This window comes from Kosakonia sp. CCTCC M2018092 (assembly GCF_003864115.1).
Taxonomy (GTDB): domain Bacteria; phylum Pseudomonadota; class Gammaproteobacteria; order Enterobacterales; family Enterobacteriaceae; genus Kosakonia; species Kosakonia cowanii.
In genome coordinates, this window is record NZ_CP034225.1 from 4,701,939 (window position 1) to 4,722,077 (window position 20,139).

The following is a 20,139-nucleotide window of genomic DNA, read 5'->3' on the forward strand; positions in this document are numbered from 1 at the left end:
AACATGAGTTTTTCCCGGTGAATGGCGGAAAAGATTTCGCGATCGTCGGGATCCCTCGCAGAAACATCCTGTGGATAAGTTTGTGCACAGTTTTTAATTGGCTGGATTTTTGTGCCTTTTCGTGGATCGTAAAAATATACAAACCAATTAAAATCAATAAATTAAGAAGTTAAAAAGGATCGTTATTGCTTTTTGGTGATAATCTGCTCTGTGTGGATAGAAGAAAAAAGGCGTTGCATTTTTGCTGGTTATCCATCAAAAGCGCTGAATAAGGTTTCCCCATTGCCGCTCTCGCTTTCTGATAAAATCGGCGCCTTGCACACCTTTTAGCGAGCATTTTGCTGCTAACTTTTTGAAATATTTAATCATGTCGAGACTACCCACGATAATTACGCTCTTTTTTAGCGTTCTTTTAACCATTCTGCTTACTGTTATCTGCTCTGTGCCGATTATTATCGCCGGCCTGTTAAAACTGCTTATTCCGATCCCAAAGTTTTGGCGGGCCATTTCCGCATTCTGTAATGCAATGATGGCTTGCTGGTGCGAAGGCCTCTACTGGCTGCTGCGCCTCAATCCCCGACTGGAGTGGGATATTCAGGGGCTTGAGGGATTGAATAAGAGAAACTGGTACCTGCTGATTTGTAACCATCACAGCTGGGCAGATATCGTGGTGCTGTGTGTTCTGTTCCGCAAACAGATCCCAATGAACAAGTACTTTCTGAAGCAACAACTCGCCTGGGTGCCCTTTATCGGACTGGCGTGCTGGGCGCTGGATATGCCTTTCATGCGCCGCTACTCAAGAAGTTATCTCCTGCGGCACCCTGAAAGACGGGGCAAAGATGTTGAGACAACGCGCCGTTCGTGTGAGAAGTTTCGCCTGCATCCGACAACGATGGTGAATTTTGTTGAAGGATCGCGTTTTACAGAAGAGAAACGGCGTCAGATGCGCTCTTCATTTAAGCATCTGCTGCCGCCAAAAGCGGCGGGTATCGCGATGGCGTTAAACGTTCTGGGTAAACAGTTCGACAAGTTGCTGGATGTGACGCTTTGCTATCCGGAAAACGATCGCACGCCCTTTTTCGACATGCTTAGCGGCAAATTGACCCGTATCGTGGTGCGTATTGATTTACTGGCGGTTCATGAAGGGTTGCATGGCGATTATATTAATGACAAGAATTTTAAGCGCAGCTTTCAGCAGTGGCTGAATGGTTTATGGCTCGCTAAAGATGAACGCATAGACGCCATCAAAGCCTCCTGTAAAAACGCCGGTCAGTGACCGGCGTTATATTTACTTCTTCTCAACCAGGAACTTCACCGTATCAGCGTAGCTTTTCACAAACGCATCAAGGGAGTCTTTATCCATACCGTTTTGATCGATCTGGTATTTCCCATTGACGAACATCGCCGGTACACCCTGCAATTGCAGATCGGCCGCGGCTTTCTCTTGCTGAGCAACCAGTGATTTCACCACGAAGCTGTTCCAGGCAGCGTCATACTCTTCGCCCTTCACGCCAGCTTTGATAAATACGTCACGAATGTCAGCAACGGTTTGAACAGTCTGTGTTTTTTGTACCGCTTCGAACATCGGAGAGCTGATTTTATCTTCAACGCCCAGCGCCATGGCTACGGCCCAGGCCTGCGTCATCTCTTTGCCCAGCGGCCCCAGGAACTCGACGTGGTATTTGGTCATTTTTGTCCCCTGCGGCAGTTTCTTTTTCACTGCTTCAGAGACGTGCCAGACCTGCTCAAAGTCGTAGCAGTGCGGGCAGTAGAATGAGAAGAATTCCAGTACCTGCGGTTCACCGGCGACCGGTTTATCCAGCGTGTTGTACTGCTTACCTTCGGTAATGTCTGCTGCCGAAGCGCTAAATGCCAGAATCATTCCTGCCAGCGCCAGCCAAATCTTCTTCATGGTCAACTCTCTCCGTTTAATACATGGGGGTTAATGCTAAAGGGGGTTCTTGCAGAACCTTCACCTGTTCAAGAAAAATATGCGTCTGATTGCGCCAGTGATCTTCGCTGTTCAACCAGGGGAAATTTTTGGGAAACGCCGGATCGTCCCAGCGGCGGATAAGCCACGCCAGATAGTAGACCAGCCGCATGGCGCGCAGCGGTTCGATCAGGGCAAGCTCCGCGGTATCAAACTCGCAAAACTCTTCGTAGGCTTCGACGATCATCTCCAGCTGCATGCGCTGCTCGGCTTTATCACCGTGCAACAACATCCATAAATCCTGTACCGCCGGGCCATTACGCGCATCGTCTAAATCGACAAACATTGGGCCATCGCGCCAGAGAATATTCCCGGTATGACAATCCCCATGCAGACGCAGCACGTTGGCGCGATTATGCCACTGCGCCATAACGGCCTCGATAAGCTTATCAACTGCGCTCAGAAACGCCTCTTTTAAGCTTGCCGGGATCAAAGCTGTGGTCTCAAAAAGCTGGCGTGGCTCGCGCAAATATTCATTAACGCCCATGTCAGGACGATGGGTAAAGCGCTTTTGACGGCCGGTCTGGTGCAAACGACCGAGGTAGCGGCCAACCCACTCCATCTGATCGAGGTTATCCGCTTCAAACTGGCGGCCGCCGACGCTCGGGAAAACGGCGAAGAGAAAATCCTGATGGGTGAGTAAGGTTTCATGATTAAACGCGAGCGGTGCAGCGACCGGCACATCACTCTTTTGCAGGTCTAGCGCAAACTGATGCTCTTCGCGTATCTGTTCCGCGGACCAGCGCTGCGGGCGGTAGAACTTGACGACATAGCGCCGGCGATCTTCGTCCTGAAACTGATAAACACGGTTTTCGTAGCTATTAAGCGGAGTAAGGCCGGAATCGACCCGGATCCCCTGCGCGAAAAGCGCATCCATGATGGTATCCGGGTGAAGCGTCTGGAAAGTAAAAGCGTTACAGGTCATCCTGGGATCCGAAAATACGACGAATGATTCAGGATATCATTTCGGGCCGTTTTCGGTGGCTTCTCTTACAAGGTTTTACTCTTTAATCACGCCGCGGGCGCGCAGTAGCGCGGTTTTGAAATCCTCTTCGTAATCTTTTTGAATGCCCGGGATCGCTGCGTCTTTTGCCGAGTCGCGCATTTTCAGGTGATAGATCAGAATGTCATCACTTAAATCTGCCAGTTCGCCCTCATAACCTGACTCTTGCGCCAGTTTCTGTAAAAATTGCATTAAATTGAGTTCTGGCTCTTTCTGCCAGGCTGGCTGGAGAAGTTCGATAACTTCGTTGAGGCGTTTACATTTCATGTATCTGCTCCTTATTTTGTGTTCAGACACGTTAGCAGGGTCAATCCCACAATAAAAGAGGCGTTACTGGTGAAGGACAGCAGTGCAGTAATCGGCGTCGTGCTGGCTGGCGGCAAAGCATCGCGTATGTCTGGAAAAGACAAAGGCTTGCTGGAGTTGAACGGTAAACCGCTCTGGCAACATGTCGCCGGGCGATTAGCATCCCAGGTTAAGAGCGTGGCGATCAGCGCCAATCGCAATCTTGATACCTATCGCCTCAGCGGCCTGCCGGTCATTGAGGATACGTTAGGTGACTTCCCGGGCCCGCTTGCAGGGATGTTAGCTGCTTTGCAACAGTGCGAAGCCGAATGGTTCCTCTTTTGTCCCTGTGATACGCCCTATATTCCGGCCGATCTCTTATCGCGTTTACAGGCAGGCCGCGGCCAGGCTTCGGCAGTGTGGGTGCATGATGGCGAACGCGATCATCCAGTGATTGCTCTGCTTCATCGGGACCTTTCTCCGCAACTGGAAGCGTGGCTGTCACAAGGTGAACGCAGGGTAATGATGTTTATGCGCGAAGCTGGCGGACATGCGGTCGATTTCAGCGATCGTCGTGCAGCCTTCGCCAATGTGAATACGCCTGACGATCTCGCACGCTGGCAGGAGAGATGATGATCCCATTACTTGCCGTGGCGGCCTGGAGCGGAACGGGTAAGACGACACTGTTGAAAAAACTTATTCCGGCGCTATGCGCGCGAGGCATTCGTCCCGGCTTAATCAAGCATACCCATCATGATATGGATGTTGATACGCCGGGCAAGGATAGTTATGAGTTACGCAAAGCAGGCGCAGCACAGACGCTTGTCGCCAGCAACCAGCGCTGGGCATTAATGACGGAAACACCTGATGAAACGGAGCTGGATCTTAGCTGGCTGGTCAGCAGGATGGATGCGACAAAGCTGGATCTGGTGCTTGTCGAAGGCTTTAAGCATGAACCGGTGCCTAAGATCCTGCTCTGGCGCGCAGATTGTGGGCATGACATTAATGAGTTAACGATAGATGAACATGCGATCGCGGTAGCGAGCGATGTTGAGCTGGCGCTGCCAGTACCGGTGCTGGATCTTAATGATATTGAGGAAGTTGCGGCATTTGTTTCGCAGTGGTTAGCGCAGAAAAAGGCTGTTTAGGCGCCTATCTGCCATTTTATTGGGCGTTTTTTTCGCGCAGAAAGCAAAAAACCCCAGCCGTGAGGCTGGGGTTCTTCTTATTTGATGCCTGGCAGTTCCCTACTCTCGCATGGGGAGACCCCACACTACCATCGGCGCTACGGCGTTTCACTTCTGAGTTCGGCATGGGGTCAGGTGGGACCACCGCGCTGGTGCCGCCAGGCAAATTCTGTTGTCATGCCGCATACCGCCGCACAACATAATCTGGTATCAGCTGAAAATCATCTCTCATCCGCCAAAACATCTTCGGCGTTGTAAGGTTAAGCCTCACGGTTCATTAGTACCGGTTAGCTCAACGCATCGCTGCGCTTACACACCCGGCCTATCAACGTCGTCGTCTTCAACGTTCCTTCAGGACTCTCAAGGAGTCAGGGAGAACTCATCTCGGGGCAAGTTTCGTGCTTAGATGCTTTCAGCACTTATCTCTTCCGCATTTAGCTACCGGGCAGTGCCATTGGCATGACAACCCGAACACCAGTGATGCGTCCACTCCGGTCCTCTCGTACTAGGAGCAGCCCCCCTCAATTCTCCAGCGCCCACGGCAGATAGGGACCGAACTGTCTCACGACGTTCTAAACCCAGCTCGCGTACCACTTTAAATGGCGAACAGCCATACCCTTGGGACCTACTTCAGCCCCAGGATGTGATGAGCCGACATCGAGGTGCCAAACACCGCCGTCGATATGAACTCTTGGGCGGTATCAGCCTGTTATCCCCGGAGTACCTTTTATCCGTTGAGCGATGGCCCTTCCATTCAGAACCACCGGATCACTATGACCTGCTTTCGCACCTGCTCGCGCCGTCACGCTCGCAGTCAAGCCAGCTTATGCCATTGCACTAACCTCCTGATGTCCGACCAGGATTAGCTGACCTTCGTGCTCCTCCGTTACGCTTTAGGAGGAGACCGCCCCAGTCAAACTACCCACCAGACACTGTCCGCAACCCGGATTACGGGTCCACGTTAGAACATCAAACATTAAAGGGTGGTATTTCAAGGTTGGCTCCACGCAGACTGGCGTCCACGCTTCAAAGCCTCCCACCTATCCTACACATCAAGGCTCAATGTTCAGTGTCAAGCTATAGTAAAGGTTCACGGGGTCTTTCCGTCTTGCCGCGGGTACACTGCATCTTCACAGCGAGTTCAATTTCACTGAGTCTCGGGTGGAGACAGCCTGGCCATCATTACGCCATTCGTGCAGGTCGGAACTTACCCGACAAGGAATTTCGCTACCTTAGGACCGTTATAGTTACGGCCGCCGTTTACCGGGGCTTCGATCAAGAGCTTCACCTTGCGGTTGACCCCATCAATTAACCTTCCGGCACCGGGCAGGCGTCACACCGTATACGTCCACTTTCGTGTTTGCACAGTGCTGTGTTTTTAATAAACAGTTGCAGCCAGCTGGTATCTTCGACTGGTTTCAGCTCCGCGAGCAAGTCGCTTCACCTACGCACCAGCGTGCCTTCTCCCGAAGTTACGGCACCATTTTGCCTAGTTCCTTCACCCGAGTTCTCTCAAGCGCCTTGGTATTCTCTACCTGACCACCTGTGTCGGTTTGGGGTACGATTTCGTGTTACCTGATGCTTAGAGGCTTTTCCTGGAAGCAGGGCATTTGTCACTTCAGCACCGTAGTGCCTCGTCATCACGCCTCAGTGTTAAAGTGAACCGGATTTACCTGGAACACACACCTACACGCTTAAACCGGGACAACCGTCGCCCGGCCGACATAGCCTTCTCCGTCCCCCCTTCGCAGTAACACCAAGTACAGGAATATTAACCTGTTTCCCATCGACTACGCCTTTCGGCCTCGCCTTAGGGGTCGACTCACCCTGCCCCGATTAACGTTGGACAGGAACCCTTGGTCTTCCGGCGAGCGGGCTTTTCACCCGCTTTATCGTTACTTATGTCAGCATTCGCACTTCTGATACCTCCAGCATGCCTCACAGCACACCTTCAACGGCTTACAGAACGCTCCCCTACCCAACAACACATAGTGTCGCTGCCGCAGCTTCGGTGCATGGTTTAGCCCCGTTACATCTTCCGCGCAGGCCGACTCGACCAGTGAGCTATTACGCTTTCTTTAAATGATGGCTGCTTCTAAGCCAACATCCTGGCTGTCTGGGCCTTCCCACATCGTTTCCCACTTAACCATGACTTTGGGACCTTAGCTGGCGGTCTGGGTTGTTTCCCTCTTCACGACGGACGTTAGCACCCGCCGTGTGTCTCCCGTGATAACATTCTCCGGTATTCGTAGTTTGCATCGGGTTGGTAAGCCGGGATGGCCCCCTAGCCGAAACAGTGCTCTACCCCCGGAGATGAATTCACGAGGCGCTACCTAAATAGCTTTCGGGGAGAACCAGCTATCTCCCGGTTTGATTGGCCTTTCACCCCCAGCCACAGGTCATCCGCTAATTTTTCAACATTAGTCGGTTCGGTCCTCCAGTTAGTGTTACCCAACCTTCAACCTGCCCATGGCTAGATCACCGGGTTTCGGGTCTATACCCTGCAACTTAACGCCCAGTTAAGACTCGGTTTCCCTGCGGCTCCCCTATACGGTTAACCTTGCTACAGAATATAAGTCGCTGACCCATTATACAAAAGGTACGCAGTCACCCCATAAAAGAGGCTCCCACTGCTTGTACGTACACGGTTTCAGGTTCTGTTTCACTCCCCTCGCCGGGGTTCTTTTCGCCTTTCCCTCACGGTACTGGTTCACTATCGGTCAGTCAGGAGTATTTAGCCTTGGAGGATGGTCCCCCCATATTCAGACAGGATACCACGTGTCCCGCCCTACTCATCGAGCTCACAACCTGTGTGTTTTTGTGTACGGGGCTGTCACCCTGTATCGCGCGACTTTCCAGACGCTTCCACTAACACTCAGGCTGATTCAGGCTCTGGGCTGTTCCCCGTTCGCTCGCCGCTACTGGGGGAATCTCGGTTGATTTCTTTTCCTCGGGGTACTTAGATGTTTCAGTTCCCCCGGTTCGCCTCGTTAACCTATGTATTCAGTTAACGATAGTGCAACGGATTGCACTGGGTTTCCCCATTCGGACATCGCCGGCTATAACGGTTCATATCACCTTACCGGCGCTTTTCGCAGATTAGCACGTCCTTCATCGCCTCTGACTGCCAGGGCATCCACCGTGTACGCTTAGTCGCTTAACCTCACAACCCGAAGATGTTTCGTAAAACATCATCAGTTGCGAAAATTTGAGAGACTCACGGAACAATTCGCATTGTTCTGTGTTTCAATTTTCAGCTTGATCCAGATTTTTAAAGAGCAAATATCTCAGACATGACTCACTGTTCACACAGGAATCAGGTTTGAGATACATCGGCAGGTGACTTTCACTCACAAACCAGCAAGTGGCGTCCCCTAGGGGATTCGAACCCCTGTTACCGCCGTGAAAGGGCGGTGTCCTGGGCCTCTAGACGAAGGGGACACAAAGTCTCACTCGCAAGACGCCTTGCTATTTACTTTTCATCAGACAATCTGTGTGGACACTGCAGGGAATGGTTCTTTAAGGTAAGGAGGTGATCCAACCGCAGGTTCCCCTACGGTTACCTTGTTACGACTTCACCCCAGTCATGAATCACAAAGTGGTAAGCGCCCTCCCGAAGGTTAAGCTACCTACTTCTTTTGCAACCCACTCCCATGGTGTGACGGGCGGTGTGTACAAGGCCCGGGAACGTATTCACCGTGACATTCTGATTCACGATTACTAGCGATTCCGACTTCATGGAGTCGAGTTGCAGACTCCAATCCGGACTACGACGCACTTTATGAGGTCCGCTAGCTCTCGCGAGATTGCTTCTCTTTGTATGCGCCATTGTAGCACGTGTGTAGCCCTGGTCGTAAGGGCCATGATGACTTGACGTCATCCCCACCTTCCTCCAGTTTATCACTGGCAGTCTCCTTTGAGTTCCCGGCCGGACCGCTGGCAACAAAGGATAAGGGTTGCGCTCGTTGCGGGACTTAACCCAACATTTCACAACACGAGCTGACGACAGCCATGCAGCACCTGTCTCACAGTTCCCGAAGGCACCAATCCATCTCTGGAAAGTTCTGTGGATGTCAAGACCAGGTAAGGTTCTTCGCGTTGCATCGAATTAAACCACATGCTCCACCGCTTGTGCGGGCCCCCGTCAATTCATTTGAGTTTTAACCTTGCGGCCGTACTCCCCAGGCGGTCGACTTAACGCGTTAGCTCCGGAAGCCACGCCTCAAGGGCACAACCTCCAAGTCGACATCGTTTACGGCGTGGACTACCAGGGTATCTAATCCTGTTTGCTCCCCACGCTTTCGCACCTGAGCGTCAGTCTTCGTCCAGGGGGCCGCCTTCGCCACCGGTATTCCTCCAGATCTCTACGCATTTCACCGCTACACCTGGAATTCTACCCCCCTCTACGAGACTCAAGCCTGCCAGTTTCGGATGCAGTTCCCAGGTTGAGCCCGGGGATTTCACATCCGACTTGACAGACCGCCTGCGTGCGCTTTACGCCCAGTAATTCCGATTAACGCTTGCACCCTCCGTATTACCGCGGCTGCTGGCACGGAGTTAGCCGGTGCTTCTTCTGCGGGTAACGTCAATCGACGCGGTTATTAACCGCATCGCCTTCCTCCCCGCTGAAAGTACTTTACAACCCGAAGGCCTTCTTCATACACGCGGCATGGCTGCATCAGGCTTGCGCCCATTGTGCAATATTCCCCACTGCTGCCTCCCGTAGGAGTCTGGACCGTGTCTCAGTTCCAGTGTGGCTGGTCATCCTCTCAGACCAGCTAGGGATCGTCGCCTAGGTGAGCCGTTACCCCACCTACTAGCTAATCCCATCTGGGCACATCTGATGGCAAGAGGCCCGAAGGTCCCCCTCTTTGGTCTTGCGACGTTATGCGGTATTAGCTACCGTTTCCAGTAGTTATCCCCCTCCATCAGGCAGTTTCCCAGACATTACTCACCCGTCCGCCACTCGTCAGCGAAGCAGCAAGCTGCTTCCTGTTACCGTTCGACTTGCATGTGTTAGGCCTGCCGCCAGCGTTCAATCTGAGCCATGATCAAACTCTTCAATTTAAAGTTTGATGCTCATCGAATTAAACCGTAATGAATTACGTGTTCACCCGTGAGACTTGGTATTCATTTAGTGTCCGAGGACATCAAGAATCCATGTCACCTGAGTGCCCACACAGATTGTCTGATAAATTGTTAAAGAGCAGTGCCGCTTCGCTTTTCGCAGCGGCGCGGGGTGTGCATATTACGCTTTCCCGCTGTGAAGTCAACTGATTATTTTCAGAATTCTTCACCTGACAGGCCGGTGTGTTTGCCGTTGTGCCGTGTCAGTGGAGGCGCATTATAGGGAGTTAATTTTCCCTGACAACCCCTAATTTCAAAAAACTTTTCAACCGTGTTTTTTTTCAACAAAGTGCGGTTAAAAGCGGCATAAATAGCGGGTATCGCTGTTTTTACCACCACTTATAGATATCGAATGGCATACTACCGAGTGAAATAAAGAAGAAGGAAGTGAGAAATGCCTTTAAACGCACAGCAACTTGCCGCGCAGAAAAATATCTCCTGGGTGATAGCCGAGAAACTGGCGCAGCAGATCCTGCGAGGAGAGTACGCGCCGGGAGCCATTTTGCCCGGCGAGATGGAGCTCGGCGAGACGTTTGGCGTAAGCCGTACCGCAGTGAGAGAGGCAATTAAGACATTAACCGCGAAGGGCATGGTCTTACCCCGCCCGCGTATCGGCACGCGCGTGATGCCGAAGGGGAACTGGAACTTCCTTGATACCGAGCTGCTCTCATGGTGGATGAGCGAAGACAATTTCCAGGAAGTGATCCAACACTTTCTTGTTATGCGCGCCAGCCTTGAGCCGCAGGCCTGTCTTCTCGCTGCTGTACTGGCAAGCGCCGAGCAAAAGGCCTGGCTGAATACATTAATGGAAGAGATGGTGTGCCTGAAAAAGTCGTTCAACCGTGAACGCTGGATAGAGGTGGACATGGCGTGGCATGAACATATCTACACCATGAGCGGTAATCCTTTCCTTATGTCATTCGCCACACTTTTCCACTCGGTTTACCATACTTACTTCACCTCTATTACTGAAAACGAAGTGATTAAGCTGGATCTTCACCAGGCTATCGTCGACGCAATTCAGGAAAGCGACGGTGATAGTGCGTTTCAGGCGTGCCAGAGATTGTTGAATTCGCCTAATTAAAGGAATAAGTATGACAAAGAAGAAAGGGCGCAGTATGGCCGGGCTGCCGTGGATAGCCGCGATGGCCTTTTTTATGCAGGCGCTCGACGCCACCATCCTTAATACCGCCCTACCCGCTATTGCGCAAAGTCTTAACCGTTCGCCGCTGGCGATGCAGTCCGCCATTATCAGTTACACCCTAACCGTCGCGATGCTTATTCCGGTCAGCGGCTGGCTGGCCGACCGCTTCGGCACGCGACGCATCTTTATGTTAGCCGTCAGCCTCTTCACTCTCGGCTCGCTGGCCTGCGCCCTCTCCAACTCTCTGGCCATGCTGGTTGTCTTTCGCGTAATTCAGGGGATTGGCGGCGCGATGATGATGCCGGTCGCGCGCCTTGCTCTGCTGCGCGCCTATCCGCGCAGTGAATTACTGCCGGTGCTCAACTTTGTCACCATGCCGGGGCTGGTCGGGCCGATTCTCGGCCCGGTAATGGGTGGCGTACTGGTTACCTGGGCAAGCTGGCACTGGATCTTCCTGATTAATATTCCCATTGGTGTCGCCGGGTTGCTCTACGCGCGTAAATATATGCCGAACTTCACCACGCCGCGCCGCAGCTTCGATATGTGGGGCTTCCTGTTATTCGGCTTAAGCCTGGTGCTCTTCTCCAGCGGGATGGAGTTGTTCGGCGAGAAAGTGGTCGAAACCTGGCTTGCCCTGAGCATTATCTTCAGCGGCATCGCCCTGCTGCTGCTCTATATTCGCCACGCCCGCCGCCACCCGACGCCGCTTATCTCGCTCAACCTGTTTAAGACCCGCACCTTCTCCGTCGGCATCGCCGGGAATATCGCTTCGCGCCTCGGTACCGGCTGCGTTCCTTTCTTAATGCCGCTGATGTTGCAGGTTGGCTTTGGCTATCCGGCGCTGATTGCCGGTTGCATGATGGCACCGACCGCGCTGGGCTCCATTCTGGCGAAATCGACCGTCACGCAGATCCTGCGCTGGTTTGGCTATCGCAAAACGCTGGTTGGCGTCACGCTCTTTATTGGCGTAATGATTGCGCAGTTCGCCCTGCAAACTCAGGCGATGGCGATCTGGATGCTGGTGCTGCCGCTGTTCATATTAGGCATGGCGATGTCGACGCAGTTTACCGCCATGAACACCATCTCCCTTGCAGACTTAACGGATGAAAACGCCAGTAGTGGCAATAGCGTGCTGGCGGTAACGCAGCAGCTGTCGATAAGCCTCGGTGTCGCCGTGAGCGCAGCGGTGCTGCGTTTTTATGAAGGGGTTGATGGCACCAACACCGTTGAGCAGTTCCACTACACCTTTATGACGATGGGTGCAGTAACGGTGGTCTCCGCTTTAACCTTTATGCTGCTGAAAGCAAAAGATGGCCGCAACCTGATCAAGGAGCGCCACAAAAAATCAGGCTGAGCCGCGCTCCATTAGGACCGGTGTCAGTTGCAGACGCTGTTGTTGCAGGCTCGGGTCGGCAATACGGTGGATCAGCACATCAATCGCCAGCTCACCCAGTTCATCCTTTGGCTGATGGATGGTGGTGAGCGGCGGCGTCATATAGCGCGCCAGCTCGATATCGTCGTAACCGACAATCGCCATATCCTGCGGGATCGACAGCCCCGCCTGGTAGAGCGCCTGATAAGCGCCGACCGCCATCGCATCATTGCCGATAAACACCGCCTGCGGGCGCTCATCCATTGCCAGCAGACGCTGCATCGCCGTCAGGCCGCCGCCAAACTCAAAATCACTCTCGATCTCGTCGCCGTCGCGAATCGTTAGCCCGGCGCGCGCCATCGCCTCGCGGTACCCCTCCAGCCGCAGCCGGGAGGGCGTTTTATCCAGCGGGCCGGTAATGCAGGCAATACGCGTCATCCCTTTATGAATGAGATACTCCGTCGCCATCATGCCGCCCAGCAGCGAGTTATCCTGAATCAGATCGCTGTCGCCATCGAACGGCGCCCAATCCATCATCACGGTGGGAATTGAGGGGTAACGGCTCATGATGACTTGCGAAGGCTGATGCGTTTCGGTGCAGAGCAGAAGCAGCCCGTCGACGCGCTTTTGCATCAGCGTTTCCAGATTTCGGTTCATCCGCTGCTCGTCGCCTTCGGTATTGCATAACACCAGGCTATAGCCACGCTCGAAGCAGCTGCGCTCTACCCCGCGCACCAACTCAGAGTAAAAAGGGTTGGTACTGGCGGTGATCAGCATCCCAATCGTGCGCGTCTGTTTAAGCTTCAGGCTGCGCGCGACCGCGGAAGGCGCATAGTTCAGCGACGTAATCGCGGCATCCACCTTTTCGCGAATCGCCTCACTGACAAAGCGATCGTTATTAATAACGTGGGAGACGGTAGAGGTGGAAACGCCCGCCAGGCGGGCAACATCCTTCATGGTGGCCACGCGTCACCCCTGCTGAGCAAGAAAATCATCAATCTCATTACGCCACGGAACAGAAGGCTGCGCTCCTTTGCGCGTCACGGCGATAGCCGCCGCAGCATGGGCGAAGCGGATCGCTTCATCCAGCGGCTTCTCTTCCAGCAGCGCAGTCATCAGCGCGCCGTTAAAGGTGTCGCCCGCGGCGATGGTATCAATGGCTTTCACCTTAAAACCCGGTATGCGCTTGCCTTCACCGTTTACGCTGGCCCACACGCCGCGGCTGCCGAGAGTAATGATGACCGTACGGATGCCTTTATCATGCAGCACCCGCGCGGCACGCGCCGCATCTTCATCACTGGAAACCGCGATGCCGGTGAGTTTTTCCGCTTCGGTCTCGTTGGGGGTAATGATGTCCACCAGCGCCAGCAGCTCATCAGAGAGTTGCCGGGCCGGGGCAGGGTTTAGCGCGACCGTAGTCTGGTTTTGCTGTGCGATACGGGCCGCCGCCAGCACGCTCTCAACCGGTGATTCCAGCTGCATTAACAGTGCCGACGCCTCTGCAATTAACGTCTGCTGCTCAGCCACACGTTCGGTGGAGAGCGCGGCATTAGCGCCAGCATGAATACCGATGACATTCTCCCCTTCGCCGTTAACGAAAATCAGCGCCACACCGGTCGACTCACCCGCAACCACGCTGACGGGTGCCACATCGATGTTGTCGCTGGCGAGCTGCTTACGCACCCGCGCGCCGGTATCGTCATCGCCGGTGCAGGCGATAAACGCGATATCCGCGCCGCTGCGTCCGGCCGCGACCGCCTGATTGGCCCCTTTGCCGCCGAAAGCAACCTGATAGTTATTGCCGGTTACGGTTTCGCCGGGTGTCGGGAAAGATTCAAGGTTAAGAATGTGATCGGCATTGATACTGCCAAGAACGACGAGTTTGCCTGCGGTTTTCATGATGAGCGTGTCCATAAAGTGCGCCACCGCGAACGGTGGCGCGTGCCATGCTTTTCTTTTATTACCTTGTCCCTCAGGCTGACAGAACGTACATCGAGCCTGAACGTTCTGTTACTGCTTGATGACCAGTTTCAGGTCAACCGGATTTTTAGCGTAAACTTTTTCGCCTTTCAACACTTTGTCTGCGGTATCAACGCCTTTCGCGCCGATCTGCTCCGGCAGCTGGGCAACGGTAGCAGCCAGTTTGCCGTCGTTTACCGCTTTTTCGCCATCCGGCGTACCGTCAAAGCCGACCACCATCACGTCGCTTTTGCCCGCGGTCTGCAGCGCGCGCAGCGCACCGAGCGCCATCTCATCGTTCTGGGCGAAGACTGCCTGCACGTCCGGATGCGCGGTCAGCAGGTTCTGCATTACGTTCAGACCCTTAGTGCGGTCGAAGTCAGCTGGCTGGCTGGCGAGGACTTTGAATTTGTGCGCAGCAACCGCCTGCTGGAAACCTTCACCACGCTCACGCGCGGCGGACGTCCCGGCAATCCCCTGCAACTCGATCACTTTCGCGCCTTCACCCGCTTTCTTGGCGATGTAATCACCGGCGATCTTACCGCCGAGCACGTTATCAGAGGCGATATGGCTTACTACTTCACCGCTGCTGGCGACGCGGTCGAGCGTGATGACAGGGATTTTGGCCTGGTTAGCCATTTTGATGGCGTTACCAACCGCATCGGAATCGGTCGGGTTGATCAGCAGCAGCTTGGTGCCGCGAACGGTTAAATCCTGGACGTTGGCCAGCTCTTTCGCCGGGTTGTTCTGCGAGTCCAGCACCACCAGGTCATAACCCAGTTTGTCGGCCTCTTTCTGCGCGCCATCCTTCAGCGAGACGAAGAAGGGGTTATTCAGGGTCGAGATCACCAGAGCAATAGAGTCTTTCGCCATCGCGTTCGCACTTACCGTGGCGCTCAGGGCAACAGCAGAAACCAGAGTGGCCAGTTTTTTCATGTTCATGTTCATGAGTCCTGTTGTGTAGGGAATTACTGCTTTTTGTTGTCTACCAGCACCGCCAGCAGAATCACCACTGCTTTAACGATCATCTGGTAATAGGAAGAAACGCTCAACAAATTCAGGCCATTATTGAGGAAGCCAAGAATCAATGCGCCGATCAATGTCCCAACAATACGACCTTTCCCGCCGGCAAGGCTGGTACCGCCCAGCACCACCGCGGCAATTGCATCCAGTTCATAACCCGCGCCCGCAGTCGGCTGCGCTGAGGAGAGACGCGCAACTTCGATAATGCCCGCCAGCGAGGCCAGCAGGCCGCTCAGGGAGTAGACGATGATTTTGACTTTATCGACGCTAATACCGGAGAGACGCGTCGCCGCTTCGTTACCGCCCAGCGCATAGATGTAGCGCCCCAGACGGGTGTGATGTAACAGATACCAGGCGGCAATAAAGACAATCGCCATGATCCATACCGGAGCAGGCACGCCGAGCGGGCGACCGATACCGAACCAGCCAAAAATATCGGCGTTAGCGGTAAAGCCGGTATTGGCGGGGCTGCCGTTGGTGTAAACCAGCGTCACGCCGCGCAGCAGCAGCATCATCACCAGCGTGGCAATAAATGCCTGCACGCGGCCTTTGGCGACGATAGTGCCGGTCACAGCACCCACCGCCGCACCCAGCGCCAGCGCACCGGCGACCGCCACCAGCGCATTCACCTCCATACCCACCAGCGAAGCGGCTACCGCACCGGTGAGCGCCAGCAGAGAACCGACGGACAGATCGATTCCCGAGGTCAGGATCACCAGCGTCATGCCCACCGCCATAATGGCGTTGACGGAGGTCTGCTGGAGAATATTCAACAGGTTATTGACGGTAAAAAAGTTGGGACTCATGGTCGAAACGATGGCGATCAGCACCAGCAGGGCAATCAGCGATTTTTGTTCCATCAGCCACGCTTTGCTGAAATAGCGGCGACCAGAAACGGCCTGGGTAGTCATCTCTCTTACTCCTGATTCACACGATTAAGCTTGCCCACAGCGGCAGCCATCAACACTTCCTGAGTGGCCTGCTCGCGCGTGAATTCCCCGCCGAGATGCCCTTCATGCATCACCATGATGCGATCGCTCATGCCCAACACCTCCGGCATTTCCGACGAAACAAGAATGATGCTCAGGCCATCGGCCTTGAACTGGTTAATAAGTTGGTAAATCTCTTTCTTCGCCCCGACGTCCACGCCGCGCGTCGGCTCATCGAGGATCAGCACTTTCGGGCGGGTCATCAGACCGCGCGCAATCGCCACTTTTTGTTGATTACCGCCGGAGAGCAGACCGATCGGCTGCTCCATCGACGGCGTTTTAACATTGAACAGACGAATAAAATCGCTTACCGCCTGCTGCTCTTCTTTATGCTTAAGGTTGCCGCCCGTGCGGCTGAAGTAGCGCAGCGCGGTCAACGACATGTTCTCTTTTACCGACATGCCGAGCACCAGCCCGTCGCGCTTGCGATCTTCGGAGATGTAAACGATGCCGTTCGCCAGCCCATCCTGCGGCGTTTTGGTGATCACTTCGTGACCGTCGAGGGTGACATAGCCGCTGGTGCGCGGCTGTGCGCCATACAGCACTTTCATCAGCTCCGTACGCCCGGCACCCATCAGCCCGGCGACGCCGAGGATCTCGCCTTTGCGCAGCGTAAAGCTGACGTTATTAACCCCCGGCCCGCAGAGATTATCGACCTGAAGCCGTACTTCGCCCGGCGCTTTGTCCAGACGCGGATATTGATCTTCCAGTTTGCGGCCGACCATCATCTCAATCAGCGTATCTTCCGTTAGCGTCGCGACCTCTCGCTCGGCAATAAACTGCCCGTCGCGAAACACGGTGACGTCATCGCAAATCTCGAAGATCTCTTTCATACGGTGGGAGATATAGACGATGCCGCGCCCCTGCGCTTTTAGTTCGCGGATCACGCGAAACAGCGACTCGGTTTCGGTATCGGTCAGCGCATCGGTCGGCTCATCCATAATGATGACCTGCGACTCATAGCTCATCACTTTGGCGATTTCGACCATCTGCTGATCGCCAATGGAGAGCTCGCCTACCGTGCGATCGCTTTTAAAGCGCAGATTGAGTTTAGCCAGCAGCGTATTGGCTTCGGCAAACATCTTTTTCCAGTCGATTTTGCCGAAGCGGTTAACAAATTCGCGGCCAAGAAAGATGTTCTCAGCAATGGTGAGCTGCGGAATCAGGTTCAGCTCCTGGTGAATAATGCCGATGCCCGCTTCCTGAGAGGATTTTGGCCCGCTGAAGGTGGTCTCTTTGCCGAGCCAGAGCAGCGAACCGGCGTCGCGGCTGTAGATGCCGGTCAGCACTTTCATCATTGTCGACTTTCCGGCGCCATTTTCACCGACCAGCGCCATCACGCGACCGGAATAGACGTTCAGCGCCGCGCCGGAGAGGGCTTTGACGCCGGGAAAGGATTTATCAATGCCTTTAAGTTGCAGTAATGCGTCCATGATCGCCTCAGAAGGTGACGCCGGCACAGAGAATGATATTCGCAAACGGGGAACACTCCCCGCTGCGAATAACCGCCTGACTACCTGCGGTCTCTTTTTTGAATTGTTCGTGCGTAACATACCGCACTTCGATGGTATTCCCCTGGTGTTGCTGCAGCTGCTCAAGGTGAGTGAGCAACGTTTCGTGGAGCTGCGGATTCAACTGCTTGATCTCCGACGCGATGATTGCGGCCTCAACCTGCATTTCCGCGGTCACCACTTCCAGCACCTGCATAAAGGAAGGCACGCCCTGGGTTAACGCCATATCAATGCGTTGCGTACTGCGCGGCACCGGCAACCCGGCATCACACACCACCAGCGTATCGGTATGACCAAGACGAGAGATGACAGAAGAAATATCAGCGTTCAGAACACAACCTTTTTTCATATTTTTGCTCCATGAGCGAAACGTTTCGCTGACGGCAGTGTAGTACGAAGATTGTTCTGAAAACTATCGTCTGATTGAAGAAGTGTGATCGAAATCGAAACGTTTCGCTCATCGTGATCGCGAAAAAAACGGCGCAGCTTTCTTAAGGGAAATTTCTGGCAATTGATAACAAAAACCCCTCTTAGGGAGGGGTTTGAAAAGTGTCAGATTTCGACCTGCGTACCGAGTTCTATTACCCGGTTAGGTGGGATCTCAAACTGGTCCGGTGCGCGCAGGGCGTTGCGTTGCAATACCAGGTAGAGCTTACCGCGCAGGCGCAGATACCACGGGCGTTTACCGAGGATCAGCGACTCGTGGGACATAAAGAAGGAGGTTTCCATCATCCGGCAACTCAGCCCTTCCAGCCCGCAGCGGTGGAACACCTCTTCGACATTCGGCGTTTCGCGCCAGCCGTAGCTTGCCACTACGCGCCAGAAAGTGGGCGAAAGCTGCTCAATCTGTACGCGGCGAACGTTATGCACATAAGGCGCGTCTTCAGTGCGCAGCGTCAGCAGGATCACACGCTCATGCAGCACCTTGTTGTGCTTCAGGTTGTGCATCATCGCAAAGGGAATGACATTCAGCGCGCGGGACATATAAACCGCGGTGCCCGGCACGCGAACCGGCGGCGATTTCTCCAGCGAGGCGATCATCGCTTCCAGCGAGTTACCGTGCTCATGCATCCGGCGCAGCAGGCGGAAACGCTCGCTCTTCCAGGTGGTCATCACCAGGAACATCACCAGACCGAGGCTCAATGGCAGCCAGCCGCCGGAGACAATCTTATCGAGGTTCGCCGAGAAGAGCGGCACATCAATGCAGAGGAAGAAGAGCAGCAGCATGCCGACCAGAATCTTATTCCAGTGCCAGTTTTTGCGCGCCACGGTGGTGAAGAGCATGGTGGTCAGCACCATGGTACCGGTCACTGCAATACCATATGCCGCCGCCAGGTTGCTGGAGTGCTCGAAGCTGACAATCACCAGCACCACCGCGAAGTAGAGCAGCCAGTTGATAAACGGGATATAGATCTGCCCGGACTCCATCTCCGAGGTGTGAATAATCCGCATCGGCGCCAGATAACCGAGGCGTACCGCCTGGCGCGTCAGGGAGAAGACACCGGAAATGACCGCCTGCGAGGCAATCACCGTCGCCAGCGTGGCGATAATCAGCATCGGGATCAGCGCCCACTCAGGGGCTAACAGGAAGAAGGGGTTTTTAATCGCTTCGGGGGTTTTCAGCAGCAGCGCGCCCTGACCAAAGTAGTTCAGCACCAGCGATGGCAGCACCACGCTAAACCACGCCACGCGGATCGGCAGCTTACCGAAGTGGCCCATATCCGCGTAGAGCGCTTCCACGCCGGTAATTGAGAGCACGACGGCCCCGAGGGCAACAAACGAAATGGCTTTGTACTGCAAGAAGAAGTTAACTGCCCACATCGGGTTAAGCGCCTGCAGCACTTCCGGGTTGGCAATAATGCTGCGCACGCCGAGCACGGCCAGAATCAAAAACCACGCCAGCATAATCGGCGCAAAGAGTTTGCCCACCAGCCCGGTGCCATGTTTTTGAATCGCAAACAGCAGCGTCAACACCACGATGGAGAGCGGCACAATCCACGTGTCGAGGGAGGGCGCAACAATCTCAAGGCCTTCGATGGCCGACATCACCGAGATGGCGGGCGTAATCACCACTTCGCCATAGAAGAAGCTGCCGCCGATCAGGCCCATAATCACCAGCACCGAGGTCATTCTGGCAGAGGTATTACGCCCGGCCAGCGACATCAGCGTCAGGATCCCACCTTCACCGGCGTTATCCGCCCGCATCACGAAGGTGAGGTACTTAATCGAGACGACAAAAACCAGTAGCCAGAAAATCAGCGACAGGAAGCCAAAGACGGCATCGCGCTCAACGCCGAAGCCGAACTGGCCGGACAAACATTCACGCAGTGTATAGAGTGGGCTGGTACCAATATCACCGTAGACAACCCCAATTGCCGCGAGAGTGACCGCGGGTAACGATTGTTTCTTATCAGTGCTCATAGACTAATCTTTTGATTGAATGCAATTATGTGTGCTTAGTCCCTTGGCCCACAAAAAGCGCACAGTATGCACGATTATCGACAGAATCGTACCCCTAAATGCAACCACATTAATCTGGCTCAATGAAA

Annotated in this window: 15 protein-coding genes, 1 tRNA gene and 3 rRNA genes; 5 read left to right on the forward strand and 14 right to left on the reverse strand. The window is 54.2% G+C overall.

All coding sequences use genetic code 11. The features are described 5' to 3' along the window. Nucleotides 1-367: 367 nt before the first annotated feature. Nucleotides 368-1,276, forward strand: coding sequence for an acyltransferase (locus tag EH164_RS22130; protein ID WP_124971665.1), 909 nt, complete (start codon nt 368-370; stop codon nt 1,274-1,276). A gap of 12 nt (nt 1,277-1,288) precedes the next feature. Here EH164_RS22130 and dsbA read toward each other — a convergent pair whose 3' ends face one another. The 3 genes from dsbA to EH164_RS22145 all read right to left on the reverse strand — a co-directional run bounded on the left by dsbA (nt 1,289) and on the right by EH164_RS22145 (nt 3,260). Further along, the gene (gene dsbA / locus EH164_RS22135) at nt 1,289-1,912 is read right to left on the reverse strand and encodes a thiol:disulfide interchange protein DsbA (RefSeq protein ID WP_023479332.1); all 624 of its coding nucleotides are present in this window, start codon (nt 1,910-1,912) and stop codon (nt 1,289-1,291) included. A gap of 16 nt (nt 1,913-1,928) precedes the next feature. Then, nucleotides 1,929-2,915, reverse strand: coding sequence for a serine/threonine protein kinase (locus tag EH164_RS22140; protein ID WP_124971037.1), 987 nt, complete (start codon nt 2,913-2,915; stop codon nt 1,929-1,931). Nucleotides 2,916-2,990: 75 nt separating this feature from the next. Then, nucleotides 2,991-3,260 (reverse strand): YihD family protein, encoded by a 270-nt coding sequence (locus EH164_RS22145; protein ID WP_023479302.1) that lies wholly within the window; start codon nt 3,258-3,260, stop codon nt 2,991-2,993. A 126-nt stretch (nt 3,261-3,386) separates the two neighbouring features. On the opposite strand from EH164_RS22145, the gene mobA reads away from it, so the two are divergent. Together mobA and mobB are read left to right on the forward strand one after the other, a co-directional pair. Further along, entirely contained in the window at nt 3,387-3,911 is a 525-nt protein-coding gene (gene mobA, locus EH164_RS22150; RefSeq protein WP_241175057.1) for a molybdenum cofactor guanylyltransferase MobA, read from the forward strand. Next, nucleotides 3,911-4,426 carry a molybdopterin-guanine dinucleotide biosynthesis protein MobB gene (gene mobB / locus EH164_RS22155; protein WP_124971671.1) on the forward strand — a complete coding sequence of 172 codons (516 nt, stop codon included), beginning with the start codon at nt 3,911-3,913 and terminating at the stop codon, nt 4,424-4,426. The genes mobA and mobB overlap by 1 nt, the downstream gene beginning before the upstream one ends. An 86-nt stretch (nt 4,427-4,512) precedes the next feature. Here mobB and rrf read toward each other — a convergent pair. The 4 genes from rrf to EH164_RS22175 form a co-directional block, all read right to left on the reverse strand. Beyond that, nucleotides 4,513-4,628: ribosomal RNA gene (gene rrf / locus EH164_RS22160) — 5S ribosomal RNA — on the reverse strand. A 93-nt stretch (nt 4,629-4,721) separates the two neighbouring features. Beyond that, nucleotides 4,722-7,628 (reverse strand): 23S ribosomal RNA (locus tag EH164_RS22165). 202 nt (nt 7,629-7,830) lie between these two features. Continuing rightward, nucleotides 7,831-7,906, reverse strand: a tRNA-Glu gene (locus EH164_RS22170). An 84-nt stretch (nt 7,907-7,990) separates the two neighbouring features. Then, a 16S ribosomal RNA gene (locus EH164_RS22175) occupies nt 7,991-9,532 on the reverse strand. The 16S, 23S and 5S rRNA genes sit together here with 1 tRNA gene alongside, the layout of an rRNA operon. Before the next feature lie 454 nt (nt 9,533-9,986). Between EH164_RS22175 and EH164_RS22180 the strand changes: the two genes are divergently transcribed. Continuing rightward, a complete protein-coding gene (locus EH164_RS22180; protein WP_124971040.1) occupies nt 9,987-10,676 on the forward strand; it encodes a FadR/GntR family transcriptional regulator in 690 nt (229 codons plus the stop codon). 10 nt (nt 10,677-10,686) lie between these two features. Further along, nucleotides 10,687-12,090, forward strand: coding sequence for a multidrug transporter subunit MdtD (gene mdtD / locus EH164_RS22185; protein WP_124971043.1), 1,404 nt, complete (start codon nt 10,687-10,689; stop codon nt 12,088-12,090). Here the strand turns inward: mdtD and rbsR are convergent. The 7 genes from rbsR to kup form a co-directional block, all read right to left on the reverse strand. After that, a complete protein-coding gene (rbsR, locus tag EH164_RS22190) occupies nt 12,082-13,074 on the reverse strand; it encodes a ribose operon transcriptional repressor RbsR (protein WP_094192957.1) in 993 nt (330 codons plus the stop codon). The two genes, mdtD and rbsR, sit on opposite strands and share 9 nt — an antisense overlap. 3 nt (nt 13,075-13,077) lie before the next feature. Then, a complete protein-coding gene (rbsK, locus tag EH164_RS22195) occupies nt 13,078-14,007 on the reverse strand; it encodes a ribokinase (protein ID WP_124971674.1) in 930 nt (309 codons plus the stop codon). Nucleotides 14,008-14,118: 111 nt separating this feature from the next. Continuing rightward, nucleotides 14,119-15,009, reverse strand: a complete 891-nt coding sequence (rbsB, locus tag EH164_RS22200; protein ID WP_076769274.1) for a ribose ABC transporter substrate-binding protein RbsB — start codon at nt 15,007-15,009, stop codon at nt 14,119-14,121. A 26-nt stretch (nt 15,010-15,035) separates the two neighbouring features. Continuing rightward, nucleotides 15,036-16,001, reverse strand: coding sequence for a ribose ABC transporter permease (rbsC, locus tag EH164_RS22205; RefSeq protein WP_094422624.1), 966 nt, complete (start codon nt 15,999-16,001; stop codon nt 15,036-15,038). Nucleotides 16,002-16,006: 5 nt separating this feature from the next. Further along, nucleotides 16,007-17,512: a ribose ABC transporter ATP-binding protein RbsA gene (gene rbsA, locus EH164_RS22210; protein ID WP_124971046.1), complete on the reverse strand. Its 1,506-nt coding sequence runs from the start codon at nt 17,510-17,512 to the stop codon at nt 16,007-16,009. 7 nt (nt 17,513-17,519) lie between these two features. Beyond that, a complete protein-coding gene (rbsD, locus tag EH164_RS22215; protein ID WP_124971049.1) occupies nt 17,520-17,939 on the reverse strand; it encodes a D-ribose pyranase in 420 nt (139 codons plus the stop codon). A gap of 203 nt (nt 17,940-18,142) precedes the next feature. Further along, on the reverse strand, nt 18,143-20,011 hold the full coding sequence (gene kup / locus EH164_RS22220; protein ID WP_076769276.1) for a low affinity potassium transporter Kup: 1,869 nt from the start codon (nt 20,009-20,011) through the stop codon (nt 18,143-18,145). Nucleotides 20,012-20,139: the final 128 nt, after the last annotated feature.